19 protein-coding genes, 4 tRNA genes and 1 pseudogene are annotated in these 21,350 nt (G+C 46.6%); 3 read left to right on the top strand and 21 right to left on the bottom strand.

Features of this window, described 5'->3' with window-relative positions:
* Positions 1-7: 7 nt before the first annotated feature.
* From NYE28_RS20815 to dnaB, 19 genes are all read right to left on the bottom strand, one after another.
* Positions 8-1,633 carry an ABC-F family ATP-binding cassette domain-containing protein gene (locus tag NYE28_RS20815; RefSeq protein ID WP_072589768.1) on the bottom strand — a complete coding sequence of 542 codons (1,626 nt, stop codon included), beginning with the start codon at positions 1,631-1,633 and terminating at the stop codon, positions 8-10.
* Positions 1,634-1,660: 27 nt separating this feature from the next.
* The gene (locus NYE28_RS20820) at positions 1,661-2,851 is read right to left on the bottom strand and encodes an MFS transporter (protein ID WP_014306161.1); all 1,191 of its coding nucleotides are present in this window, start codon (positions 2,849-2,851) and stop codon (positions 1,661-1,663) included.
* Between the two features lie 18 nt (positions 2,852-2,869).
* Positions 2,870-4,192 carry an ABC transporter substrate-binding protein gene (locus tag NYE28_RS20825; protein WP_052828045.1) on the bottom strand — a complete coding sequence of 441 codons (1,323 nt, stop codon included), beginning with the start codon at positions 4,190-4,192 and terminating at the stop codon, positions 2,870-2,872.
* Entirely contained in the window at positions 4,189-5,196 is a 1,008-nt protein-coding gene (locus NYE28_RS20830) for a ThiF family adenylyltransferase (RefSeq protein WP_337681380.1), read from the bottom strand. Before NYE28_RS20830 ends, NYE28_RS20825 begins: the two co-directional genes overlap by 4 nt.
* A 231-nt stretch (positions 5,197-5,427) precedes the next feature.
* A complete protein-coding gene (locus tag NYE28_RS20835; protein WP_136396746.1) occupies positions 5,428-6,846 on the bottom strand; it encodes a HAMP domain-containing sensor histidine kinase in 1,419 nt (472 codons plus the stop codon).
* Positions 6,843-7,052 carry a winged helix-turn-helix domain-containing protein gene (locus tag NYE28_RS20840; protein WP_042635664.1) on the bottom strand — a complete coding sequence of 70 codons (210 nt, stop codon included), beginning with the start codon at positions 7,050-7,052 and terminating at the stop codon, positions 6,843-6,845. Before NYE28_RS20840 ends, NYE28_RS20835 begins: the two co-directional genes overlap by 4 nt.
* A 509-nt stretch (positions 7,053-7,561) precedes the next feature.
* Positions 7,562-8,758 carry a S1C family serine protease gene (locus tag NYE28_RS20845; RefSeq protein WP_007614967.1) on the bottom strand — a complete coding sequence of 399 codons (1,197 nt, stop codon included), beginning with the start codon at positions 8,756-8,758 and terminating at the stop codon, positions 7,562-7,564.
* A gap of 86 nt (positions 8,759-8,844) precedes the next feature.
* A complete protein-coding gene (locus NYE28_RS20850) occupies positions 8,845-9,639 on the bottom strand; it encodes an MBL fold metallo-hydrolase (RefSeq protein ID WP_007407895.1) in 795 nt (264 codons plus the stop codon).
* A 14-nt stretch (positions 9,640-9,653) separates the two neighbouring features.
* On the bottom strand, positions 9,654-10,493 hold the full coding sequence (gene yycI / locus NYE28_RS20855) for a two-component system regulatory protein YycI (protein ID WP_160222781.1): 840 nt from the start codon (positions 10,491-10,493) through the stop codon (positions 9,654-9,656).
* A complete protein-coding gene (gene yycH, locus NYE28_RS20860) occupies positions 10,480-11,838 on the bottom strand; it encodes a two-component system activity regulator YycH (protein ID WP_025285568.1) in 1,359 nt (452 codons plus the stop codon). The genes yycI and yycH overlap by 14 nt, the downstream gene beginning before the upstream one ends.
* A complete protein-coding gene (walK, locus tag NYE28_RS20865) occupies positions 11,828-13,663 on the bottom strand; it encodes a cell wall metabolism sensor histidine kinase WalK (protein ID WP_004393106.1) in 1,836 nt (611 codons plus the stop codon). Before walK ends, yycH begins: the two co-directional genes overlap by 11 nt.
* A 6-nt stretch (positions 13,664-13,669) precedes the next feature.
* Positions 13,670-14,377 (bottom strand): cell wall metabolism DNA-binding response regulator WalR, encoded by a 708-nt coding sequence (gene walR / locus NYE28_RS20870; protein WP_004393104.1) that lies wholly within the window; start codon positions 14,375-14,377, stop codon positions 13,670-13,672.
* Between the two features lie 337 nt (positions 14,378-14,714).
* Positions 14,715-14,787: transfer RNA gene (locus NYE28_RS20875), tRNA-Phe, on the bottom strand.
* Between the two features lie 36 nt (positions 14,788-14,823).
* Positions 14,824-14,900, bottom strand: a tRNA-Asp gene (locus tag NYE28_RS20880).
* Between the two features lie 84 nt (positions 14,901-14,984).
* A tRNA-Glu gene (locus tag NYE28_RS20885) sits at positions 14,985-15,056 on the bottom strand.
* An 8-nt stretch (positions 15,057-15,064) separates the two neighbouring features.
* Positions 15,065-15,140: transfer RNA gene (locus tag NYE28_RS20890), tRNA-Lys, on the bottom strand.
* A gap of 202 nt (positions 15,141-15,342) precedes the next feature.
* Positions 15,343-16,635, bottom strand: a complete 1,293-nt coding sequence (gene purA, locus NYE28_RS20895; protein WP_012118894.1) for an adenylosuccinate synthase — start codon at positions 16,633-16,635, stop codon at positions 15,343-15,345.
* 238 nt (positions 16,636-16,873) lie between these two features.
* Positions 16,874-17,287, bottom strand: a complete 414-nt coding sequence (locus NYE28_RS20900; protein WP_041482233.1) for a VOC family protein — start codon at positions 17,285-17,287, stop codon at positions 16,874-16,876.
* 116 nt (positions 17,288-17,403) lie between these two features.
* Entirely contained in the window at positions 17,404-18,768 is a 1,365-nt protein-coding gene (dnaB, locus tag NYE28_RS20905; protein ID WP_004393100.1) for a replicative DNA helicase, read from the bottom strand.
* Positions 18,769-18,938: 170 nt separating this feature from the next.
* Here dnaB and NYE28_RS20910 point away from each other — a divergent pair, with 170 nt between their 5' ends.
* Positions 18,939-19,136, top strand: a complete 198-nt coding sequence (locus NYE28_RS20910) for a DUF2188 domain-containing protein (protein ID WP_025285570.1) — start codon at positions 18,939-18,941, stop codon at positions 19,134-19,136.
* A gap of 30 nt (positions 19,137-19,166) precedes the next feature.
* Here NYE28_RS20910 and NYE28_RS20915 read toward each other — a convergent pair whose 3' ends face one another.
* Complete coding sequence (locus tag NYE28_RS20915) at positions 19,167-19,376, bottom strand: hypothetical protein (protein WP_015418617.1); 210 nt, start codon at positions 19,374-19,376, stop codon at positions 19,167-19,169.
* A gap of 118 nt (positions 19,377-19,494) precedes the next feature.
* Between NYE28_RS20915 and NYE28_RS20920 the strand changes: the two genes are divergently transcribed.
* Both NYE28_RS20920 and NYE28_RS20925 read left to right on the top strand, forming a co-directional pair.
* Positions 19,495-19,638: a YycC family protein gene (locus NYE28_RS20920; RefSeq protein WP_014306172.1), complete on the top strand. Its 144-nt coding sequence runs from the start codon at positions 19,495-19,497 to the stop codon at positions 19,636-19,638.
* A 92-nt stretch (positions 19,639-19,730) separates the two neighbouring features.
* Positions 19,731-19,976: pseudogene (locus NYE28_RS20925) on the top strand (hypothetical protein); the annotation flags it as partial.
* A 79-nt stretch (positions 19,977-20,055) separates the two neighbouring features.
* Here the strand turns inward: NYE28_RS20925 and NYE28_RS20930 are convergent.
* Positions 20,056-21,348 carry a glycosyltransferase family 4 protein gene (locus NYE28_RS20930; RefSeq protein WP_305175715.1) on the bottom strand — a complete coding sequence of 431 codons (1,293 nt, stop codon included), beginning with the start codon at positions 21,346-21,348 and terminating at the stop codon, positions 20,056-20,058.
* Positions 21,349-21,350: the final 2 nt, after the last annotated feature.

Here is a 21,350-nt window from a genome sequence, read left to right on the forward strand (position 1 = left end):
TCCCCTTTTATTCGGCAATCTGCCGTTTTTTTTGTTTGGCGTAACTGTATGGACCTGAAAAGATGGTGACGTTTTGATTCTCAAGCCAGAAAATCTTGTTGAACTTCTCCAGCAGGTTTCTGTCGTGAGAAACGCAGATGATGGTGCCTTGAAACTGCATCAGGCTGTTTTCGAGAATTTCCTGAGATTCAATATCCAAGTGGTTGGTCGGCTCATCCAGGATCAGGACATTCAGCTTTTTTTCCATTAAGATGGACAGCTTCAGCCTGATTCTCTCACCGCCCGACAGGACGGAAAGTTTTTTAAAGACCGACGACCCGTAAAATCCGTACTTGGCCAGCATATTCCGGGCCATGCCCTCTTCAGTCAGCAGATTTTCTTTAAAGAATTGCAGAATCGTCTGACTCGAATCTCCGACATGGCTCTTTTGATCAATGTAGCCTATTTTAAGATTTTCTCCCACTTTAATGGTGCCGTCCGACAGTTCTCTTTCCCCGATGATGCAGCGGATCAGCGTTGTTTTGCCGACGCCGTTTCTGCCGACGATGCCGATTCTGTCTTTATGCTTTATTCGCAGATTCACATTTTGATATAAAAGAGAAGATCCGTTGGTCACCTTTCCGTTTTCAATGAACACAATATCTTTTGAACCGGCGCCCGCTTCCTGAAATGCGTTTTTTAATTTTTGCTCCGTCCGGACCGGCTTATTGATCAGCTCGATCCTTTTCAGCGCCTTTTCCATATTATTCGCGCGTCTGTGCAGGCCGACAGACGGCGGATTTGAGCGGTTGGCCCAATCTCTCAGCTGGGCGATGGATTCCTTCATCTTCTGTATTTTTCTCTGCTGTTCTTCATATTTCTCAAACTGGGCGATGATGAATTCTTCCCGCTTTTTCAAGTATTCGCTGAAGCCGTAAGGCCAAATCTTCACCTCGGTATCGTCAATCTCGAGCACCTTCATCGCCGTTTGGTCGGCAAACGTTTTATCGTGGGTCGTAAACAGAATGGTTTTGTTCGATTTTTTAATAAACCCTTCAAGCCACTCAATCGCATGGACATCCAAATGGTTGGTCGGCTCGTCCAGCAGTATAACGTCGTCGTTGCGGATTAAAATTTCGGCAAGGCCGGCTTTTGTTTTTTCGCCGCCGCTCAGCTTTGAAAACGGCTGATCCTTTAATTCGCTGAGGCTGAGCCCGTTGCATACCTCGTCAATCATCGCATGCATCTGGTAGCCGTTGTTCCGCTCAAATGTTTCCGTGTATTGACTGTACTTTTCCAATAAAGCAGTCAGCTCGTCATCACTCATCGGTTCCGAAAGCTTCAGCTCAATGGCCTTCATTTCGTTCTGGATCGCCGCGAGAGCTTCAAACGATTTTTCCAGATATTGATACAACGTCAGATCCTCATGGGGATCAGCGATCTGCTTCAGCAAACCGACCTTCGCCCCTTTGTTGATCGCAATCGTTCCTTCATCTGCCTCAAGCTCTCCGGAAAGCACCCTGAACAGCGTGCTTTTGCCGGAACCGTTCGGCCCGGCCACAAGCACTTTTTCACCTTCATTGATGAAAAAAGAAACTTGTTTGAATATGGTATCTCCCGCTAAATTTACCGTAAGATTATGAATATTCAGCAACTCACATCATCCCTTTGTCATTCTGGTTCAAAGCTCGACTTTATTCTGGATGGCGACGCTCGCTTTCAGTTTGTAAAAGCTGAGCATCATAAACAGCGACAATAAGATGGATAATACCCCGATTGCGGTCAGCAGCAAAGCTGAATCAAAATAGTCCGTTAAGAATCCGATAAACGGAAAGGCAATGAACATGAAGAGCGAGGTCATCAAACTGATAATGGAAAGCAGAGTGGCTCTCGTTCTGGACGGAATCTCATTATTCACCACCTGACTGGATACGGGTTCTATCACATCATAGAGCGCGTTAATGACGACAAAAGCTGCAATCGTCACGTACAGACTGCCCGAAGGTATAAACAGGTAGGCCGCCCCGATGATGCAGAATGTCAGCAGAAGCACGCGCCTCGGCGTGAATTTTTCCGCCGGCTTGGAAGAAAAGATGGAGCACAGCGCCTGCAAGATGGACAGTCCCGCAAAAATAATGGATATATTGCGCACGGACAGCCCTTCCTGACTTAACAGATCTTGTCCGTACATATAAAAAACCGATGTAATCGCAAAGAAAACGGAGAGTGACAGCACCAGATATTTAAAGGCTTTGTTCAGCCTGAAGAAATCTTTGACTTCTTTTAAGATGTCACCGACCGTCTGCGTTTCGTGTTCACTGTTTTCAAATTTGATTTCCGTCAGCTGTGTAATGACCGCCATTGCAATCAGCTGAGTGACAATCCCGGCGATAAACACATACGACCATGATATTTCCTGCAAGTAGCCGCCGATGCCCATGGCGATCGCAAGACCGAGTATGACAAGTCCGTTATAATTTCCGATGGATTTGCCGTACCACTTTTCTTTCCCTTGTTCTTTCAGTGAATCAAACAAAAAGGCGTGATCCGTTCCTGATATAAACGTCAGCCCGATACCGTATATAATATGGGCGATGAAGAGGGCGATGAAGTTATGGAAGCTCAGGAACATCACCAAATAGACAATGACCATAAAATGGCCGAGCAAGAGCGATTTTTTTCTCCCGATTCTGTCCGAGATGACGCCGCTCGGCACTTCCGCCAGAAACATCGCCAAATTCAGGACCGATTGCAGGATGCCCACTAGAAACAATGAATAATTCATACTTGTTAAATATAAAATCCAAATTCCCCGTTCGAAAAAGAAGTTTCCGAAAAAACCGGAGAAGTAAAGCAAATTTCGATTCCGCAAATGAATACCCCTTTCCAGCTATCTGCATTTAACATCATGAACAGAAAGGAGCCCGTCAGTCTTTACACTAAAACCCTCTATACATGGATCTTGCAGATACAGACTTTTCCCAAAACAAATTGGGCAATAATGAGTTGTATTCTCGAATAACCCAAAAAGTTCCTTCTTTTTTTCAGATCCTATGGCATCAATGATCGTTTTTTTCTTCTCTGGATCGCTGATGTCGCGGATGAAATATTTGATATAGCTCAGCTCATGCATGTAAGCCGGCAGGAACAAATGGAGCTCAATATCAAACCCGCTTTTATCCATATGGTAATAATCATTGAAATGACAGACGCGGGAGACGGATACGTCCGCTCCGGCCCGCCGAAACAGACCAGCCAGCCTTTCAATGATCTCTCCGTTGGGATAATAATCGGCATAAACGATTCGGATCGGTTCTTCTTTTGTCAAAAGGGGCGGATCTTTCTGCGGTGTCCTCCCGCTTTCCCATATACCGATCAGTGAATCAGTCGGTGTGATGATATGCCCCAAATCCCCGGCCAGCTTTTGTTTATCAAAATAATGCTGAATGAAAGTTCTCAGCATGTCGTCCTTTACCTTGAAGGTAAATAACATCGGCAAATGATTTTCTTTAAAATCAGCATACTGCCGATACCTCATGTTTGAATGATGAAACTGGGTGTGGCAGGTCACGTCCGTTTGATTCGCTTCGTACAGCCCGATGCTTTTTTCCAGATCATCATTCAAAATAAATTGGATGGTCTGAACCGTGCGGTGATCCGCGGGCGTCATTTTATATTGCGGATTCCGCTCAAATTCCAGCCCCTTCTCAAACGTGCGCTTGAATCGGTACGGGCCGTTTTCCGGCACATCGCCCCCGGCGGTCCCCGGAATCAGAAAGCTGCTCTGCAAAACGGCTTCTATTTCATCAGACGGCTCGTCCAAGGTGACTTCAAAGCGTTTTTCGCCTGTTACGTTCACCCCGAGCTGATCGGATGAGACGAGGCCTTTTACATACGGAACGGCCTGTTTTATGTTCAGGAAACTGCCGAGATGGGGGCTTTGATTTTCTTTCGTCAGATGATAGATGATCGTTTGAACCACGCCCTCGGCGTCGCCTAAATAGTCCGGGTGAATGTCCACCTGACAGGTGCGGGGATCTTTGCGGATGATCCGGCAGTTATAGCCGTCCTGCAGACTTTCATACATAATGCTGCAAATCATCTTGCTTGTGTAATCCTGCGTATCTAATGGGTTCAAGCGTATCGGGCTTGTGTCGATTTCTATTTTTAGAGGGTCGCCCGGTTTTCTCGCCGTACGATGCATCGTCTTCATAAAGCGCTTTCCTTTTGAGAAAGCTTCGTTTCTGTAATATGAAGGCCGTCAAAGTCCAGGCCGATGCGGGTATTCAGGGATTTCGGGCTTCCGCCTGCAAGGTATGTGATAATGTCATGAGACATAAACGAGGATATAATACCGTTTGTCGCTCCTAAGGAACCTTTGATCGGTTCATCGGGGTAACAGTTCAGAAGTCCGGCCGGCATGTTTTTTTCATAGGTGACGCCGGATTGATAGGATTCAGGCGTGAGCAGAGGCCCCCATTGGCCGCTGAAGCTGCCGACACCCCCGGTCATAAACGCGATATTCCGCTCCTTACAATACCGGTAAACCCATTCAGAAATGTTATGGGGTTTGTCAGCGGCATTTATGACGATATCAATTTCATACGGATCTAACACACGCAGGTCCTGCGGCTGTGTCATTTCCTGATGGTAAAGTGCTGCGTCCGCATGGGGATTGATACCCGCAATATAATCTCTGCATTCTGAGATCTTTAATTTGCCTACAGAAGATTGATTATAGACGAATTGTCTGTTCAGGTTATGTACTGATACGGCATCGAAATCAATGAGAATAAAATGCTGCATGCCCGCCGCCAAAAGATTTTGAAGAATGATCGTTCCGACGCCCCCCAGACCCACGATCGCTGCCCTGCTGCCGTCTAATCTGTTTTGGATCAGATTAGGGTTTTGGTTGTATTTCTCAAAATGGTACAGCTGCTTTTCAGTGATGCGGCCTTCACGGCCGTTTTGCCATGGCTCTATTAAAGCATCCAATTTCATTAACGCATCGAAAAACTGGTTTCCCGCTTCTTCTCCCAGAAGATCAGAAAGCTCTTGTTTTTCACAGCCGATGGTCAGCCGTTCAACCGCCTCTTTGATCTCACTCGTATGCGCAAGCTTAATCGCCTTTCGATATTGAATGATAATATGCGCCGTGTAGGTCAGCACCTGCACGCTGTCTTTAAACTTCCAGCGCTTACAGTACGTTGACATCATGACATACCCCCTGAAAGATAATAACTCCCCAATGAGGGGAGTCACGGCTTTACTAGCAACGATGCACCAAGCTTGCTGTTTCTGTATCAAGATCAAGTTCTTCAATCTTCATCAGTACACACCCCCTTTACCAATAACTAGATATTATCACCAATATTGGAAAAGGACAAGTTATTTTTTGAAAATTTAGAATTCATATATAAATTGTGATTTTTCTTCCTTCTGCCCGGTTTATCCCGGCAGCCGGATGATGAACACAGAGCCTTTTCCCTGCTCACTTTTCACTTCAATTGTTCCGTTATGGCTGTCGATTATGGTTTTTGTAATGGCAAGACCCAGCCCCGCGCCGCCGGATTGACGGGATCGGGAGGTTTCCGCCCTGTAAAAACGGTCAAACAAATGAGGCACATGCTCCGGAGCGATTCCCGTTCCGTTATCTGCAATCATAAGCATGATTCCTCCGTCTTTCTGCAGGGAGACGGTGATGACACCCTTGTCTTCATCCGTATGCTGCACCGCATTGTAAAAGAGGTTGAGAATGACCTGCTTCATTTTGTCTTTGTCAAAAACGGCTTCTATCTTTTGATCGACAAAGAACTCGAGCTTCCGGTTTCTCGCGAGCAGCTTCAGCTGAGCCTCCATTTCCAAAATGACGTCTCCCAATGCGCCTTTTTTCATTTCAAAGCTCGGCACCCGGTCAATCTTCGCGAGAAACAGAAGATCCTCTATCAGCTTATTCGCCCTGGCGGATTCCGCGTACATGCTTTGAAGCGCTTTTTCTTTCTGCTCCGGCTTCTCCGCCGCTCCGCGCATTAACATTTCGATACAGCCGTGAATGGAGGTAAGCGGCGTTCTCAGCTCATGTGATGCGTCTGATATAAACTGCCGGATGCGCTCCTTCGCTTCTTTTTCCGCCTGAAAAGAGGATTCAATCCGTTCCAGCATCTGATTGATGGAGATACCCAATGACTCAATTTCGGCCTGCCTTTTATCAATCGGCAGCCGTTTATCGAGACTGCCGGCATGAATGTCACCCATCATACGCACAATGCGGGACAGCGGCTTGAGTGTGAGCCGGATCACCGGCAAAAACACAAACAGGCCGATGACCAAAGCCGCAAAGGAAAGCACCGCAAATATGCTGATCTGGCGGAAAAGCGAATCATTCAAAGGCTGGGTCAGCGTGCTCATCTGCACAACTCCCGCCTGCCTTCCGTCAACGGAAATCGCCTGAAACACGACGATGATTTCCTCACCCGCCTTATTGTGAGCCACCTGATAGTGAAGCGCCATGGTATCTGTCAGCGCATCCCGGTACACTTTTTTCGGGAAAGAAGGAGCAGCCCCCGCGTGCGGGTCTTCTGATAAAACAGACATCTTGTATGATTGATTGATAAAAGCAACCGTCACCCCGGGGTAAATCAAATTCGGATGAGCCGGTGTTTCGGAACGGGCAAGGGTTTTGATGGACCTCCATACGCTTTGATCCATTGAATTGATATCACTCTGAATGCTGATCGCCTGATTTTCATACATCGTCCGTGTCATAAACATGTACTGAGTGCCGCCGATGAAACACAACAGCAAAGCCAAAATCGCCAGTGACCTGAACAGGAGCTGGAACCGCAGGGTTCTGTACAGCCGTTTCATGCCAGATCCACCCTGTACCCGGCGCCCCGAACCGTGCGAATCACCTTGTGCTCTTTGTCCTTCAGCTTTTCGCGCAGAGAACGGATGTACACCTCGACGATATTGTCTTCCCTAAGGACCGTTCCGTAATGAAGCCCCATCGTTAAAGAATCAATGAGTGCAGACTCGCCGTCTGCACTCAGCTTGATGCCTTTCAACTTTTCCATGATGCAGTCTCTCCTTAGATGTATCAGCCTGTGTTTATTTTTTTCGCTTCCCCTTCTATTATTCGCTTTTATCTGAAACAAAACGGAATCTAAGCTGAATTGGTGAAAGGAAACGCTGAAAACGGAGCAATCTGCAAATAAAAATCATTATCTGCCGCTTCAATTCAGCAGCACCAGTCTGTTTCAATCACAAAGTTCTAAGTTTACGTCTACCTTTTTCTAAATATACCCATTTTTAACTGAACGTGTTGTGACCCGCGTTCAGTTCTTTTTTATGGCTTCTGAAAAACGGCATAAAAAAAGCGCCCTGAAAAAGGACGTTTAATATAACATGTTTCATGTTCTTAAATTCTGCATTCTAAAATAATTCTTCCTTCACATTCACCTTCAATTTCATTCAATACGATGATCACATCAGCCGTTTTCATGTGTGTCACCTCCCGTTTTCATAATAGTATAATATTAACAAATAAATCAATAAAAAACAGCCCGGTTGTCCGGGCTGTTTTTTATTTCTGTAATCGATCCGCTTCTGTCAGTTTGACTTCCGCTGTTTTTTTCTTTCCCGAACGGTAGAACGTGATGTTCACACGGTCGCCGATCTTTTTGCGATACAGGCGCTCACGGAGATCCACAACGTCATTGACCTTATGTCCGTCGAACCCGGTGATCACGTCGAGCTTTTTCAAACCCGCTTTTCCGGCCGGTGAAAACGCGTCGACACCCATAATGACCGCCCCGGTTTTAACGCCTTTCGGAAGTTTCAGCGTCTGGCTCCAATGGTAGCTCGCAATATCCGTTAAGGATTTCATCTCAATACCGAGGAAAGGCCGTCTGACTTCTCCGTATTTTTCTAAATCCTGAATAACGGGAATGACAAGCTTTGACGGGATGGACAGGCCGATCCCTTCAACGGCGGATTCAGCGATCTTCATTGAGTTGATGCCGACCACCTTGCCCGATATATCCATCAAAGCGCCGCCGCTGTTGCCGGGGTTAATCGCGGCATCGGTCTGCAGCACTTCCGCATTCCAATCCGGCTGTCCGTCGCCGTTTGAGTCAACGGGCACCGCCCTTTCCGTGCCTGAAATGATCCCCTGTGTCACTGATCCCGCAAATTCAAGCCCGAGCGGATTTCCGATCGCAATGACCGGTTCTCCGACTTTGACCTGATCGGAATTGCCGAACTGGGCGGCCGATTTGATTTTATCAGATTTCACCTTCAGCACGGCGAGATCCATCAGACGGTCGCTCCCGATCAGCTCAGCAGGCACGCGTGAGCCATCCTTCAGGCTGATCTCAATCTCAGTCGCACCTTCAATGACATGGTGATTGGTTACGATATAAGAAGTGTTTCCGTTCTTTTTGTAAATGACGCCGGACCCGCTTCCCGCTTCGCCGCCCTCTCCCCAAATATCGGTCTTTTGGATATTGAGAACGCCGACTACCGAATCCGATACACGGCTGACCATATTCGTGACAGCGTCATTGACATTTACGTTAACTGTTTTCACCTGTTCGCTGCCGAGACGCTGGCTGGTGCTTTTGCTGCTTTCCCCATGGTCTCCGCCTGTCCAGTACGGCAGCAGGAATGCCATGAGCGCGGCCCCGACGATGACGCCGATCAGACTTGATAGAAAGTACCCTCTCTTGCTGCGGCGGGGCTGTTCGGAGGCGTACTGTTCATCATCGCGATTATAATCCACCCTATCTCAAATCCTTTCAAGAGTACTCGATTTGCTTATAGTGTGGGTCAGATCGCGGATTAATAATCATGATTCATTTGGAAAAATTACACGGCGCACAGCGGCGTCGGGATTTTCGGATCGGTATCAAATAACTGAAACGTTTCCCCGGCGACAAATCCTTTCGCAGCCAATGTCTGCTGCACGGACATTCTCGCCAGTTCCTTCATATTGTTGTCTTGGCTCAGATGCGCCAAATAGATGCGCGATGTGCCGTCGCCGATGACATCAGTCATGGCGAGCGCCGCATCTTCATTGGAGACGTGGCCGACATCGCTTAAAATCCGCCGCTTAATGCTCCATGGGTATCTGCCCATTTGCAGCATGCCGACATCATGGTTGCTTTCAAACACAAACACATTGGCCGAACGGATAATGCCTTTCATTCTGTCGCTCACATACCCGGTGTCCGTCATCAGCGCGAGCTTTCTGCCTTGGTAGTGGAAAACATAAAACATCGGCTCGGCCGCGTCATGAGAGACGCCGAATGACTCAACATCAAGCCCGCCGAAGGATTTCACGCTTTCCATCGGGAACAAAAACTTTTGTCCGGTATCCAGCTTGCCGATCTGATTCTCCATCGCTTTCCACGTCTTTTCATTGGCGTAGACGGGAAGTCCGTACTTTCTCGCAATGACGCCGAGCCCTTTAATATGGTCGCTGTGCTCGTGAGTGACAAAGATGCCGTCGACGTCGTCTATCTTGCGGCCGATTTTCTCCATCAGCCCGTCCATCGCTTTACCGCTCAGGCCGGCATCCACCAGAAAAGAGTGCTCCTCTGTCTCCAGATAAAACGCGTTTCCGGTACTCCCGCTCGCAAGCACGCTAAATTGCAAGCCCATTGTGTCTCACTCCATTATTTATTTTGATTGTTATCAATGACTGTACTTTCCAATGCGTTCACAGTGTACGTTTGCAGTGTCTTTTTCTTCGTCCCTTTTGACTTATCTTCGATTGTAATTCTCCATACCGGCGCCAGCACCTGCGTACTTGTCAGCGGATATTGGGCAATATAGCCGAACTTAACGCTTTTAACGGCGCAATTCGCTTTTAAGTAATTTTGAGAATACAATAATTCGACCGCATCAAGCTCAGGAATCAGGCTCTCCGTCTGTATTCGCTTGAATGACTCCAGCATGGTCTGCTCGTAAGATACGACCTCGTTTTTATCGTTCAGATGCAGAATCACCTGTCCGATCGCATCCGTGGACGAGTCAAAATCCTGATAAATCAACTGGCCGTCATACATCTGGTAAAAAATGATCTGTTTTTTATCCTTGTCGACTTTCCACAGTTTATATTTTTCACCGCCGGTTATTTTAGAGCTGACGAGCGATTCCGCATCCTCTTGCGGTTTTTGCTTCGATAAACCGACCGGATCGGTAAATTTCATTTTCAGCGTCGTAACCTTGTGATCATCCGCCGGCATCTCCATTAACGGCTTTTGATCCTTCAAAGCATCAATATCTTCAGCGGTAAATACTTTTTGGCCCGCCGTCAGCCGGTAGCCCGTCGCGGAATCAGAAGACAGGTTGCCGAAAGTGATATGATCCATCTCCATGTCTTTTTCCACATTTGAATTTTTAATCACTTCGTATTCACTGCTCGAGCGTTTTTCAAAAAACTGATAGCCGAGAAATATATCAAGGATGAGGAAGGCAATGATGAAGATCGTTTTTGTCTTATTCCACTCCATTATCGTCCTCCTCCTTCCCCAGCAGATCTTTCGTAATCGGAACGATCTTCCCGTTGATTTTCATACTCCAGACGGGTTCCAGTTCAACGAGATCATTCGTTGATGAAGAGACCATTTGATAGGCCAGGAAGATCTGGTCGATTTTATTCACGTCGTATTTATCCTGCTGCTCCAGCAGAGACACAACCTCATTGCCGTTCATCATTTTTACGTCTTTTGTTTTAATCGGATTCGGTCCGAGAACATAGTTCGGCCGCTTGTAGCTGAGAACCTCGTCATTGGCCCATTGCAGGGTCAAAACAGGTCCGGATCCGAAAGGCTTAGACGTGCTGTTGATCACAGGCATTTGGTCTTTAAACATGTAGAAACTCAGCTGCTGGTTATCACTCACATTGAAAAATTGATAATGATCCGTCCAGCTTCCCGTATCCTCTAAATATTTATAGCTTTTCTTAATCAGCTCCCCTGTTTGATAAGAAGCGCTTTGTGCCAGGTTCCGATGCTGGAATTGAATCTGCCGCTGTGTCGAATTGATTTCCAGACGGCTGATTCCGTCAGTCAGCACATTCCGATTGTAATTCGGGTCCTCTCTGACCGTGCTCGGATCATTAAAAAGCGTCTGCTTAAACAGGTTCGTCTTAATGGTTTCAGTGATAAATTCTTTTTCCTTCATATTAAATCGCGCATTCGGCATGAGAAATTCTTTGCTTTTTCCGACCGAATAGAGGTGGTATAACGGCATACTCGACTTTTTGCTGTACAGCTCATTCATCAGATTGCGGTAATTCGCCGATTCCACAGTCACTTCCAAAATCAGCTGCTTGCTGTATGAGACCATGTAAATCTTTTTATTTGTCTTATTCTCATTAAACGGAATGACAATATGGTCAAATGAGCTGTATTCCATTGACGGATTCGACCATTTAAACATTGTTTGGAAGAAATCAATCGGAATGGTGTCATTGAATTGCAGATCGAGCTTTGCCGAATTGCCGTTTCTGCCGTAAAGCCAATTTTTAAAACCGAGCTTGTCGTATTGATCGGAAATATCCTTCATCCCTTTTACTTCCCATTGCGGCAAATCCGCCCATAGGTCATTAAAGAGCGTCTCATCATCCACTTTGTAATGAGAGCCGTTTGTATGAATAAACATATCCCGGGGTTTTACCGTTTGCGCTACTTTTTGACTCGTTTTATCAATTTTATGCTTTTCCCGGACAGTCGATTTGGTTGAGGCCGTGCCTTCTGAAAAATTGGGCTGGAATGTCCAAATTCCCCATGTTAAAACAAGACTAATGACGACCAGCACTGACAGTATGACTGTTTTTATATTTTCACGCCTCATCCCAATCATCCTCTTGCTCTTCTTTATATGGAAGAGTAAATGTAATCTTCGTTCCTTTGCCTTCTACACTGTCGGCCCAAATGTCTCCGCCGTGCGCCTGAACCATCTCTTTTGCAATCGCAAGGCCGAGCCCGGTGCCGCCGAGTTTTCTCGTGCGCGCTTTATCCACTCTGTAGAAACGGTCAAAGACTTTTTCCACATCTTTTTTCGGAATGCCGATACCTTCATCTTTTACGCTGATATAAAGCAGCTCTTCTTTCTCATTCACATCGACTGAGAAAGTGACATGTCCGCCTTCCGGTGAGTATTTCAGTGCGTTAGAAATGATATTATCGAGAACCTGCGTCACTTTATCCTGATCAATCTCCACGTACAGATTTCTGTCCGGAAGCTCGCGGATAAATTCGACATGCTGTTCTTTTGTCATTTCAAAACGGTCAATAATCAGTGACATAAAGCGGATCATATGAATCCACTCCCGATTAAACTGATAATCTTTGCTGTCGAATTTAGAAAGCTGAAGCAGGTCGTTCACCAATCTGATCATGCGCTCAGTCTCATTTTGGGTCACCATTAGGAAACGCGGAGCGATATCTTTATTTTCCCACGCGCCTTCTGCAAGCGCCTCTAAATAGCTTCGCATGGTCGTCAGCGGTGTCCGCAGCTCATGAGACACGTTGGCAACGAACTCTCTGCGTTCCCGATCGAGTTTTTCCTGTTCGGTGACATCATAAAGAACCGCGATTAAACCGTCGATTTTTCCGTGCTCTCTCTGAATAACGGAAAAATTCACCCGCAGTACAGTCGTTTCATCGTCACGTTCGATCTCCAGCAGCATTGAATCCTGCTGTTCTACTAAATCCTCAAATGTAAAGTTCTCTTTTATGCCTAATAAAGACGTAATCGGCATCTCTAAAGCCGTTTCACGTGAAACATTCAGCAGCTCAAGCGCAGGGCTGTTTAAAAGAATAATAGCTCCATTGCGATTCGTTGCGATGACGCCGTCTGTCATATACGCGATAACGGATGAAAGCTTTCTTCTCTCCCCTTCCGTCATGGCTTGGGCATCTTCAAGCTCTCTCGTCAGATGGTTGAACGTCGTTGCGAGCTGACCGATTTCATCATGCCCGTATTTCCGCACCTTTCTGGAGAAATTCCCTTTTGCCAGTTCCATCGCCTGCTTACGCATATCCGACAGCGGATGGGTAATGGTGCGGGCGAGAAATATACCGAGAAGAGCCGTCAGAACAAGGGCTAAGCCTGTTCCAGAAGCAAGAATCGAGTTGACGGTTTTCATCTGGTTAAAGGTATCTTCCATACTGGCCACGACATATATCGCGCCGACAACTTCCTGATTCTCTGTGACGACAGGTTTTGCTGAAATCAGCACTCTGTTTTTGCTTTTAGGATCATAATATTTTTTTGAATAGGCCTGTTTTGTTGAGAAAATCCGTTTAAAAATCGGATCAGTCGTCTGTTTCCCCGCTATTTCCTCACCATAAGGCCTCGAGGAACCGACGACCTCATAGCTTTTATCAACAAATGTAATCTCCCGTATTTCATTGTTTTTCGTAAAATCATTCAAAATCCGTTTGACGTCATCTTTAATGACGGTGCTGTCATTATCTCCTTTATATTCCTGCTCAATATAATAGGATAGATTGTCAATGCGCTGATTTAACGATAATTCATAGGACTTGAGAAGAGAATTCTCCACCTGTTTCACAAAGTACACGCCGATAATCTGCATGGCGATGATAATGAGAAGCACATAGATCAGCGTGATCTTAAATTGAATCGACCGAAAAAAACCAACCTTATTCATCGCCGGTTAGTCCTGTTCAGGGTTTCTCAAGTAATAACCGACACCCCGTCTTGTGACGATCCAGTTCGGATGGCTCGGATTATCCTCGATTTTCTCACGAAGACGGCGCACTGTTACATCCACCGTTCTCACGTCACCGAAATAGTCATAGCCCCACACAGTCTGCAGAAGATGCTCACGCGTCATGACCTGTCCGATATGTTTGGCTAAGTAATGAAGCAATTCAAACTCACGATGAGTCAGCTCGATCGTTTCTTCTCTTTTTGATACGACATAAGCGTCAGGGAAGATGACGAGAGAACCGATATGAATGTCATTAGAAGCTGATTCTTCCTCAGCCGGCGCAACCGTAAGCTGGCGGCGCAGGTTCGCTTTGACGCGGGCCAGAAGCTCACGCGTGCTGAAAGGCTTCGTGACATAGTCATCCGCTCCGATTTCAAGCCCGATGACCTTGTCAATCTCCGAGTCTTTTGCCGTCAGCATAATAATCGGCATATCATATTTTTTCCGGACTTCCCGGCACACTTCAACTCCGTCTTTATTCGGAAGCATAATATCTAAAAGAATTAAATCAGGCTGAAGCTCCTCCACCATTTCCACGGCCTCGTTTCCGTCGTACGCACAATGCACGTCATAGCCTTCTTTTCTTAAATTAAACTCTAATATATCTGCAATCGGTTTTTCATCATCGACTACAAGGATTTTCTTATCCATCATCTTGATTTTCCTCCTGCCAGAATGACTTCATTTCATCTATTGATGTTTCATGATGATCACAATTCGGATCGTGAAAAACGTTCCCCGTCTATTATAACGGTTTCAGGTCAAAAGATAAAAAAATTAAAGAGAACAGCGCAAAAACGTATTGAACTGCCATCCTTTTGTCATGTTTTTTATTTTCTTTTAAAAAATAATATTTTTTTGAAACCTCACGAAAAAAAACGCCGTCTAGTGTTTGACGTCTTCTTCTGGGCCGGCTGAAAAGCCGGCTCTCCCTTTTTTTATAACAAAAGAAAAAACGCACCTACTATTGCAGATGCGTTTGGGTAAGTGGCTCGGGACGGAATCGAACCGCCGACACACGGATTTTCAGTCCGTTGCTCTACCAACTGAGCTACCGAGCCAGATGTTTCTTTTCTATACTATAAAGTAAAGTAAAATGGCGGTCCGGACGGGACTCGAACCCGCGACCTCCTGCGTGACAGGCAGGCATTCTAACCAACTGAACTACCGGACCTTACAGTAATTTGTCCGGAGAGCCGTATCGTGGCGGCCCTCCGAGGACAAATAAGGAGTTAGCAATAACGCTAAAGTAAATCAATGACCCGTACGGGATTCGAACCCGTGTTACCGCCGTGAAAGGGCGGTGTCTTAACCGCTTGACCAACGGGCCATAAAAAGTGGTGAGCCATGAAGGACTCGAACCTTCGACCCTCTGATTAAAAGTCAGATGCTCTACCAACTGAGCTAATGGCTCCTGATGTGTCGGATTATGTATCATAGAGCATTCAGACAAAAGCTTTCTTGCAGTACTCTATTGAAGCTGTTCCGTAACAACGAGATTTATAATATCATAGAACATTCGAAAGTGGCAACTACTTTTTTGAAAAAAATCTATTATTTTTTTCCTACATAAAAAAACAAGCCTCCGTGACCGGAGGCTTGTTTGCTGCAAATTCTTAGTTAGCGCGGTATACACTGCGGATGACGTTCGTTTGTGAACGGTCGGGACCGACAGAGAAAATAGAAAGCGGAATACCTGTCAGCTGAGATACGCGTTCCAGATAATGGCGCGCATTTTCAGGAAGATCGCTTAATGTTTTTGCGCCTGTGATATCTTCCGTCCAGCCAGGCATTTCTTCATATACCGGTTCACACTCTGCGAGAGCTTTCAGACTTGCCGGGAATTCTTCAATCACTTCACCTTTGTAGCGGTAAGCGACACAGATTTTCAATGTTTCAATGCCAGTCAGCACATCGATTGAGTTCAGAGAAAGATCTGTGATTCCGCTGACGCGGCGGGCATGGCGGACAACAACGCTGTCAAACCAGCCGACACGGCGCGGACGGCCTGTCGTTGTGCCGTATTCGCGTCCGACTTCACGGATTTGATCCCCGATTTCATCTTTCAGCTCAGTCGGGAAAGGACCGTCACCGACACGGGTTGTGTACGCTTTAGATACACCGACGACGTGCTGGATTTTTGTCGGGCCTACGCCTGAACCGATCGTCACCCCTCCGGCGACCGGGTTGGATGAAGTGACAAACGGGTATGTCCCTTGGTCAATATCAAGCATAACCCCTTGAGCGCCTTCAAATAAAACGCGGCGGCCTTCATCCAGCGCGTCATTTAAGACGACGGATGTATCGCATACATACTTTTTAATCTGCTGGCCGTATTCATAATACTCATCCAGAATATCTTCAATTTTGAAGCCTTCTGTTTCATACATTTTTTCAAGCAGACGGTTTTTCTCTTCAAGGTTCCGTTCAAGCTTTTCAGCAAACACGTCACGATCTAGCAGGTCTGCGATCCGGATGCCGATCCGCGCCGCTTTGTCCATATAAGCAGGTCCGATGCCTTTTTTCGTTGTGCCGATCTTATTGGCCCCTTTGCGTTCTTCCTCTACTTCATCCAGTTTCAGATGGTATGGAAGAATGACGTGGGCTCTGTTGCTGATTCTCAAGTTATCCGTGCTCACATTGCGTTCATGAAGATACGCAAGCTCTGTTATGAGCGCTTTCGGATCAACAACCATTCCGTTCCCGATGACACACGCTTTTTCTTTATAAAAAATTCCTGATGGGATTAAATGAAGCTTGTACGTGACGCCATCAAACTTGATGGTATGTCCTGCATTGTTTCCGCCTTGATAACGTGCGATCACTTCTGCATTTTCTGATAGGAAATCTGTAATTTTACCTTTTCCTTCATCGCCCCACTGCGTACCTACTACGACTACTGAAGACATATATCCGTGCACCTCCGTTAACCTTTCAAAACGATATCTCATTCAAACAAATTAAGTGTATCAGTGCCGAAACAGAAAGTCAATCGTAAATCCGAACATTTAAATCTTATCAATCTATATTTGTTCGCCTTAAACATGATTAAAAGCGTTTTCTCTTTCATTTGCTATCTATTACTCCCGAAACTTTCATGCTTTAACAAGAAAAAGAACCCGTAATCAGGGTTCTTCAGACAGTCACTTATATGCCGCTTGTATTCATCAGGACGACCCGCCAGCCGTCAGGATCTTCGATGGTCACGCCTTTTTCTTCCCAGTACGGGTTTTCGGGTGCTTTCTCCTCATATCCCATCTGCTTTAATGTCGTGCTGATGCGGATGACCTCCTGCTGATCCTGGATGTAAAAGACAAGCAGGCTGTCGCCGTGCGGAACGGGCGCCGGCTGAGACGCGCCGGTTTCTTCGGTGAATTCTAAGTGATATTGCGTATGGGGCAGGCCGAACATGACGCCGCTGTAGCCCTCATGTCCGGAAAAACTGCCGACCCTCTTCAGCCCGAGGCCCTCTTCATAAAACCTGATGATTTCTTTGAGCTGTCCGGTCGGCCGGGCAATCCGGATTTGCGCCGCTTGAAATTGCGGAAATTCAATTGCCATCATCATCCCTCCCTTAATGCCATTATATAAAAGCGCTTTCTTTTTTTCGTCTGCCGAACGGACGGCATTCTCTCATTCTTTCGGATGAAAAAAGCCTCAAGACATTGCTTGAGGCTTTACGCACCTGCCGGAACACCGCCGTCATCAAAGCGCCTTTCCAGGTTTACGAACTTATTGTATTCTTTCACAAAAGCCAGTGAGACGGTGCCCACCGGGCCGTTACGCTGTTTGGCGATAATGATCTCGATGATGTTTTTGTTTTCGGATTCTTTATCATAGTAATCATCACGATACAGGAAGGCGACGATGTCGGCATCCTGCTCAATACTTCCCGACTCACGGATATCTGACATCATCGGACGTTTATCCTGCCGCTGCTCAACACCCCGGGAGAGCTGAGACAGGGCGATGACCGGGACTTCAAGCTCCCGCGCCAGCGCTTTTAGCGCCCGTGAAATTTCCGATACCTCTTGCTGGCGGTTGTCGCTTGAACGGCCGCTTCCCTGAATGAGCTGCAAGTAGTCAATTAAAATCATGCCCAATCCGTTTTCCTGCTTCAGCCTGCGGCATTTTGAACGGATTTCGCTGACGCGGATGCCGGGGGTGTCATCTATAAAGATACCGCTGTTTGACAGACTTCCCATCGCCATCGTCAGCTTGCCCCAATCTTCTTCCGTCAGATTTCCCGTTCTGAGATTTTGGGCATTAATATTCCCTTCAGCGCAGAGCATACGCATGACAAGCTGCTCGGCACCCATCTCAAGACTGAATATCGCGACGCTCTCATCCGTTTTGGTGGCCACGTTTTGCGCAATATTTAAGGCGAACGCCGTTTTCCCCACAGACGGACGGGCCGCGACAATGATCAAATCATTCCGCTGAAAACCCGCCGTCATCCGGTCAAGCTCAATAAAACCAGTCGGAATCCCGGTAATATCGCCTTTCCGGTTGTGAAGCTGCTCAATGTTGTCGTATGTTTGCACAAGCACGTCTTTGATATTTTGGAAGGCGCCCGAATTTTTTCGCTGCGCGACCTCCATAATCGTTTTTTCCGCATCGCTTAATAAATCTTCAACTTCATCCTCGCGCGTATACCCGTCTTGAGCGATCGAGGTCGCCGTTCTGATCAAACGGCGGAGAATCGATTTTTCCTCAACGATTTTCGCGTAATATTCTATATTAGCCGCTGTCGGAACGGAATTCGCGATGTCCGTCAGGTAAGAGACGCCTCCCACCTCTTCTAACAAATCGGTATTCGCAAGCTCTGACGTTACCGTGACCAAATCAACCGGTTCACCGCGGTCTCCGAGCACGAGCATGGCATTGTAAATTTTTTGATGTGACATTCTGTAGAAATCATCCGGAATCAACACTTCAGAAGCCAGTGTTAACGCAGACGGCTGTAAAAAAACAGCACCTAACACGGCCTGCTCAGCTTCTATGTTTTGCGGCGGCAGCCGATCATTCAGAAGGTCTGTCATGCTAAGCACCGTCCTCTCCTTAAAAAATATCCAAACTCCATTTTACCATTTCTCAAGAAAAAGAATAGAAAAACATCACTTTCCCTGTATTTGTCAAACAGCGGCTGCGTGTTTCACCATTCCGAATGCTGGGAAACAAATAAATAAATCGAAACCAGGAGGTAAGAAGGATGAAAACATATGCAGTAACACCCAGTATTGATGCGGACGGATGGTTTGTGAAGGTGGAAAATGTGGCGCCGACGGCTCTTTATACATCAAAGGACGCGGCGATCGAGAAAGCGGAGCAGACGGCTAAAGAGAACAGCCCGTCTAAGCTTGTCATTTATGATCAGCATAAAAATATTGAAGAAGAACGGTCCTTTTAAGAAAAGCCTTCGCCCGAGCGAGGGCTTTTCTTATTCGATGAAACGGATGTGCAGCACCGTCTGCGCCATGAGATCGGCCGTTTTTTGATACAGCTCCCATTCTTCACAGGCGGCGAATACTTTCATCATGTCCTGCAATGTCTGTTTCAGTATGATAAATTCGTCAATTGTCCGCAGTTCTGCGGCTTTTTTCTGATAATCAGCCAGCTTCAGCTGTAATAACATCAATGGCGATTGCATAAAAAACCTCCCCCATTCTGTTATAAAGCCCCGCTTTTCAAACCTCCATTCCTTTGTCATATCCTCTTACGATAGATTTCTGATTTTAGTACAATAAAGAAACGGAAGGAGTGATCACATGAAACCGCTGCAAATTTCCGCCGAAACGGCGCAAAAGCTCGCAGAATCACTGAATATGCCGCTTGAGAGAATCATGCACATGCCTCAGCACATTCTGCTTGCCAAATTAGCTGAAATCCAAAAAGAGAACGATCACAAATAAAGGCTGCTCTCTCATATATATGTGCGGGAGGCGGAAGCGATGGCTTTCCGCCTCTTTTTTTCCCGAAGAAAATTTTGGTAAAACATTCTTTGAACGGAACCGATCCGATTTTAACCGTCTCACAGCTGAAAAAACTTGTTGACGAAGGAAAAGTGAAATATTTCTTATTATCCGGAAACAATTCAGGCAACACAAAGCTTGTCTCATGGATGAAAAAGAACGGCACAAAAATCTCAGCTGACCAATACAGCACCGGAAAAACAAGCTCAGCCCGGCAAGGAATGACAGGCGGCCCGGGCGGACAAAGTCAGCAGACTCTGTATGAGATGAAAAAATAGTTCGGAAAGAGGCTGGATAGTTAAACGCCGGCCTCTTTATTTTGCTCTTGAAGCACCTGCCACGCGGCGCCGGTATCATTCAGAAAAATGATTGATAAATCCTTTCTATTTTTGAAACCATCAGTTCCTGACGCAGATGCCGGCCGGCATAGGAGCGCGCTTCTTTTCCAAGCCGTTCCCTGAGAGACTGATCCGTAATCAGCATTACGAGAGCATCAGCAAGTTCGCGGCTGTTGCCGGGCTGGCAAATAAGCCCTGTGGCCTCATGCCGGATCATCTCAGGGATTCCTCCGCAGTCAGTTGCGACAATGGCTTGGCCTGAGAACATCGCTTCGATGATCGCTATGGGGAAATTATCATTCAATGTCGGCAGGACAAATATAGATGATTCAGCCAAAAGCGCCGGCACATCACGTCGTTTTCCGAGGAAAAACACATTTGAGAGGCCCAGTTTCCGTCTCTTCTCTTCCAGAAACCCTCTCATGTTTCCGTCTCCGATGATCCATATATCAACTCCGGATAAATGGTGCCGGATGCGGGCGAGAGCGTCCAGCAGCACATCATGTCCTTTTCGCTCGGTCAGACGGGAAACGCACGCAATCACGAGCTTTTCAGCACGTTTTGACTCAGGGGCATCCTGAATGTCAATGCCGGTATGAACAGTCGTCAGCTGAGCCTCCTTCGCTCCGTACTCCAGCAAGGGCTCGTGAAAGGAGTCGCTGATTGTAATGATTTTATCCGAAGCCCGAATACCCTGCCTTTCTATTTCACTGAAATATGCCTCTTCTATTGAACCCTTTTGGATTTTATGAAACTTCATCCGGCTTTTCGTAAAATGTCCGTGCGGCGTGAAAAAAAGAGGACGCTGGTACGTTTGATTAAGGTATCCCAGCAAAAATACCGCAAATAAATCCTGCGCGTGAAACAGGTCATATTGTTCTAAGTCTTTCTCCTTCAAAAATCTTTGAAAGACATGTAAATAGCTGAGATTCTTCACAAACTTTTCGTTTGCTGCGCCGTATCTGCCAACAAGAAACGCTCTTATCTCGTCAGCGGCCCGCGGGATATCTTCCTGAAAAAAAGATGGCGGCATTTGAAGCGGCGAGATGACATCCGCCTGATGACCGATGCGCTCAAAACCCGTCTTAATTGATGTGATATAACTCGCCAACCCTCCGACATTCGGGTAACGGAGAAAGGTTGCGTACAGAATACGCAATGGCTTTTTTCGTTTGGGGGAGCTTTTTCCTTCCGCACAGAACGAATACAGCATCTCTGGCTCACTTTGATGTTCGATCCCGTAAAATTGATCCATGACGCGCAATAAGGCTGGAGGCACCAGACCGTTCGGCTTGCCGATCTCTTCTTTCACAT

Origin of the sequence: Bacillus sp. FSL R5-0443, assembly GCF_038608285.1 — a bacterium.
In the GTDB taxonomy this organism is placed as follows: domain Bacteria; phylum Bacillota; class Bacilli; order Bacillales; family Bacillaceae; genus Bacillus; species Bacillus velezensis.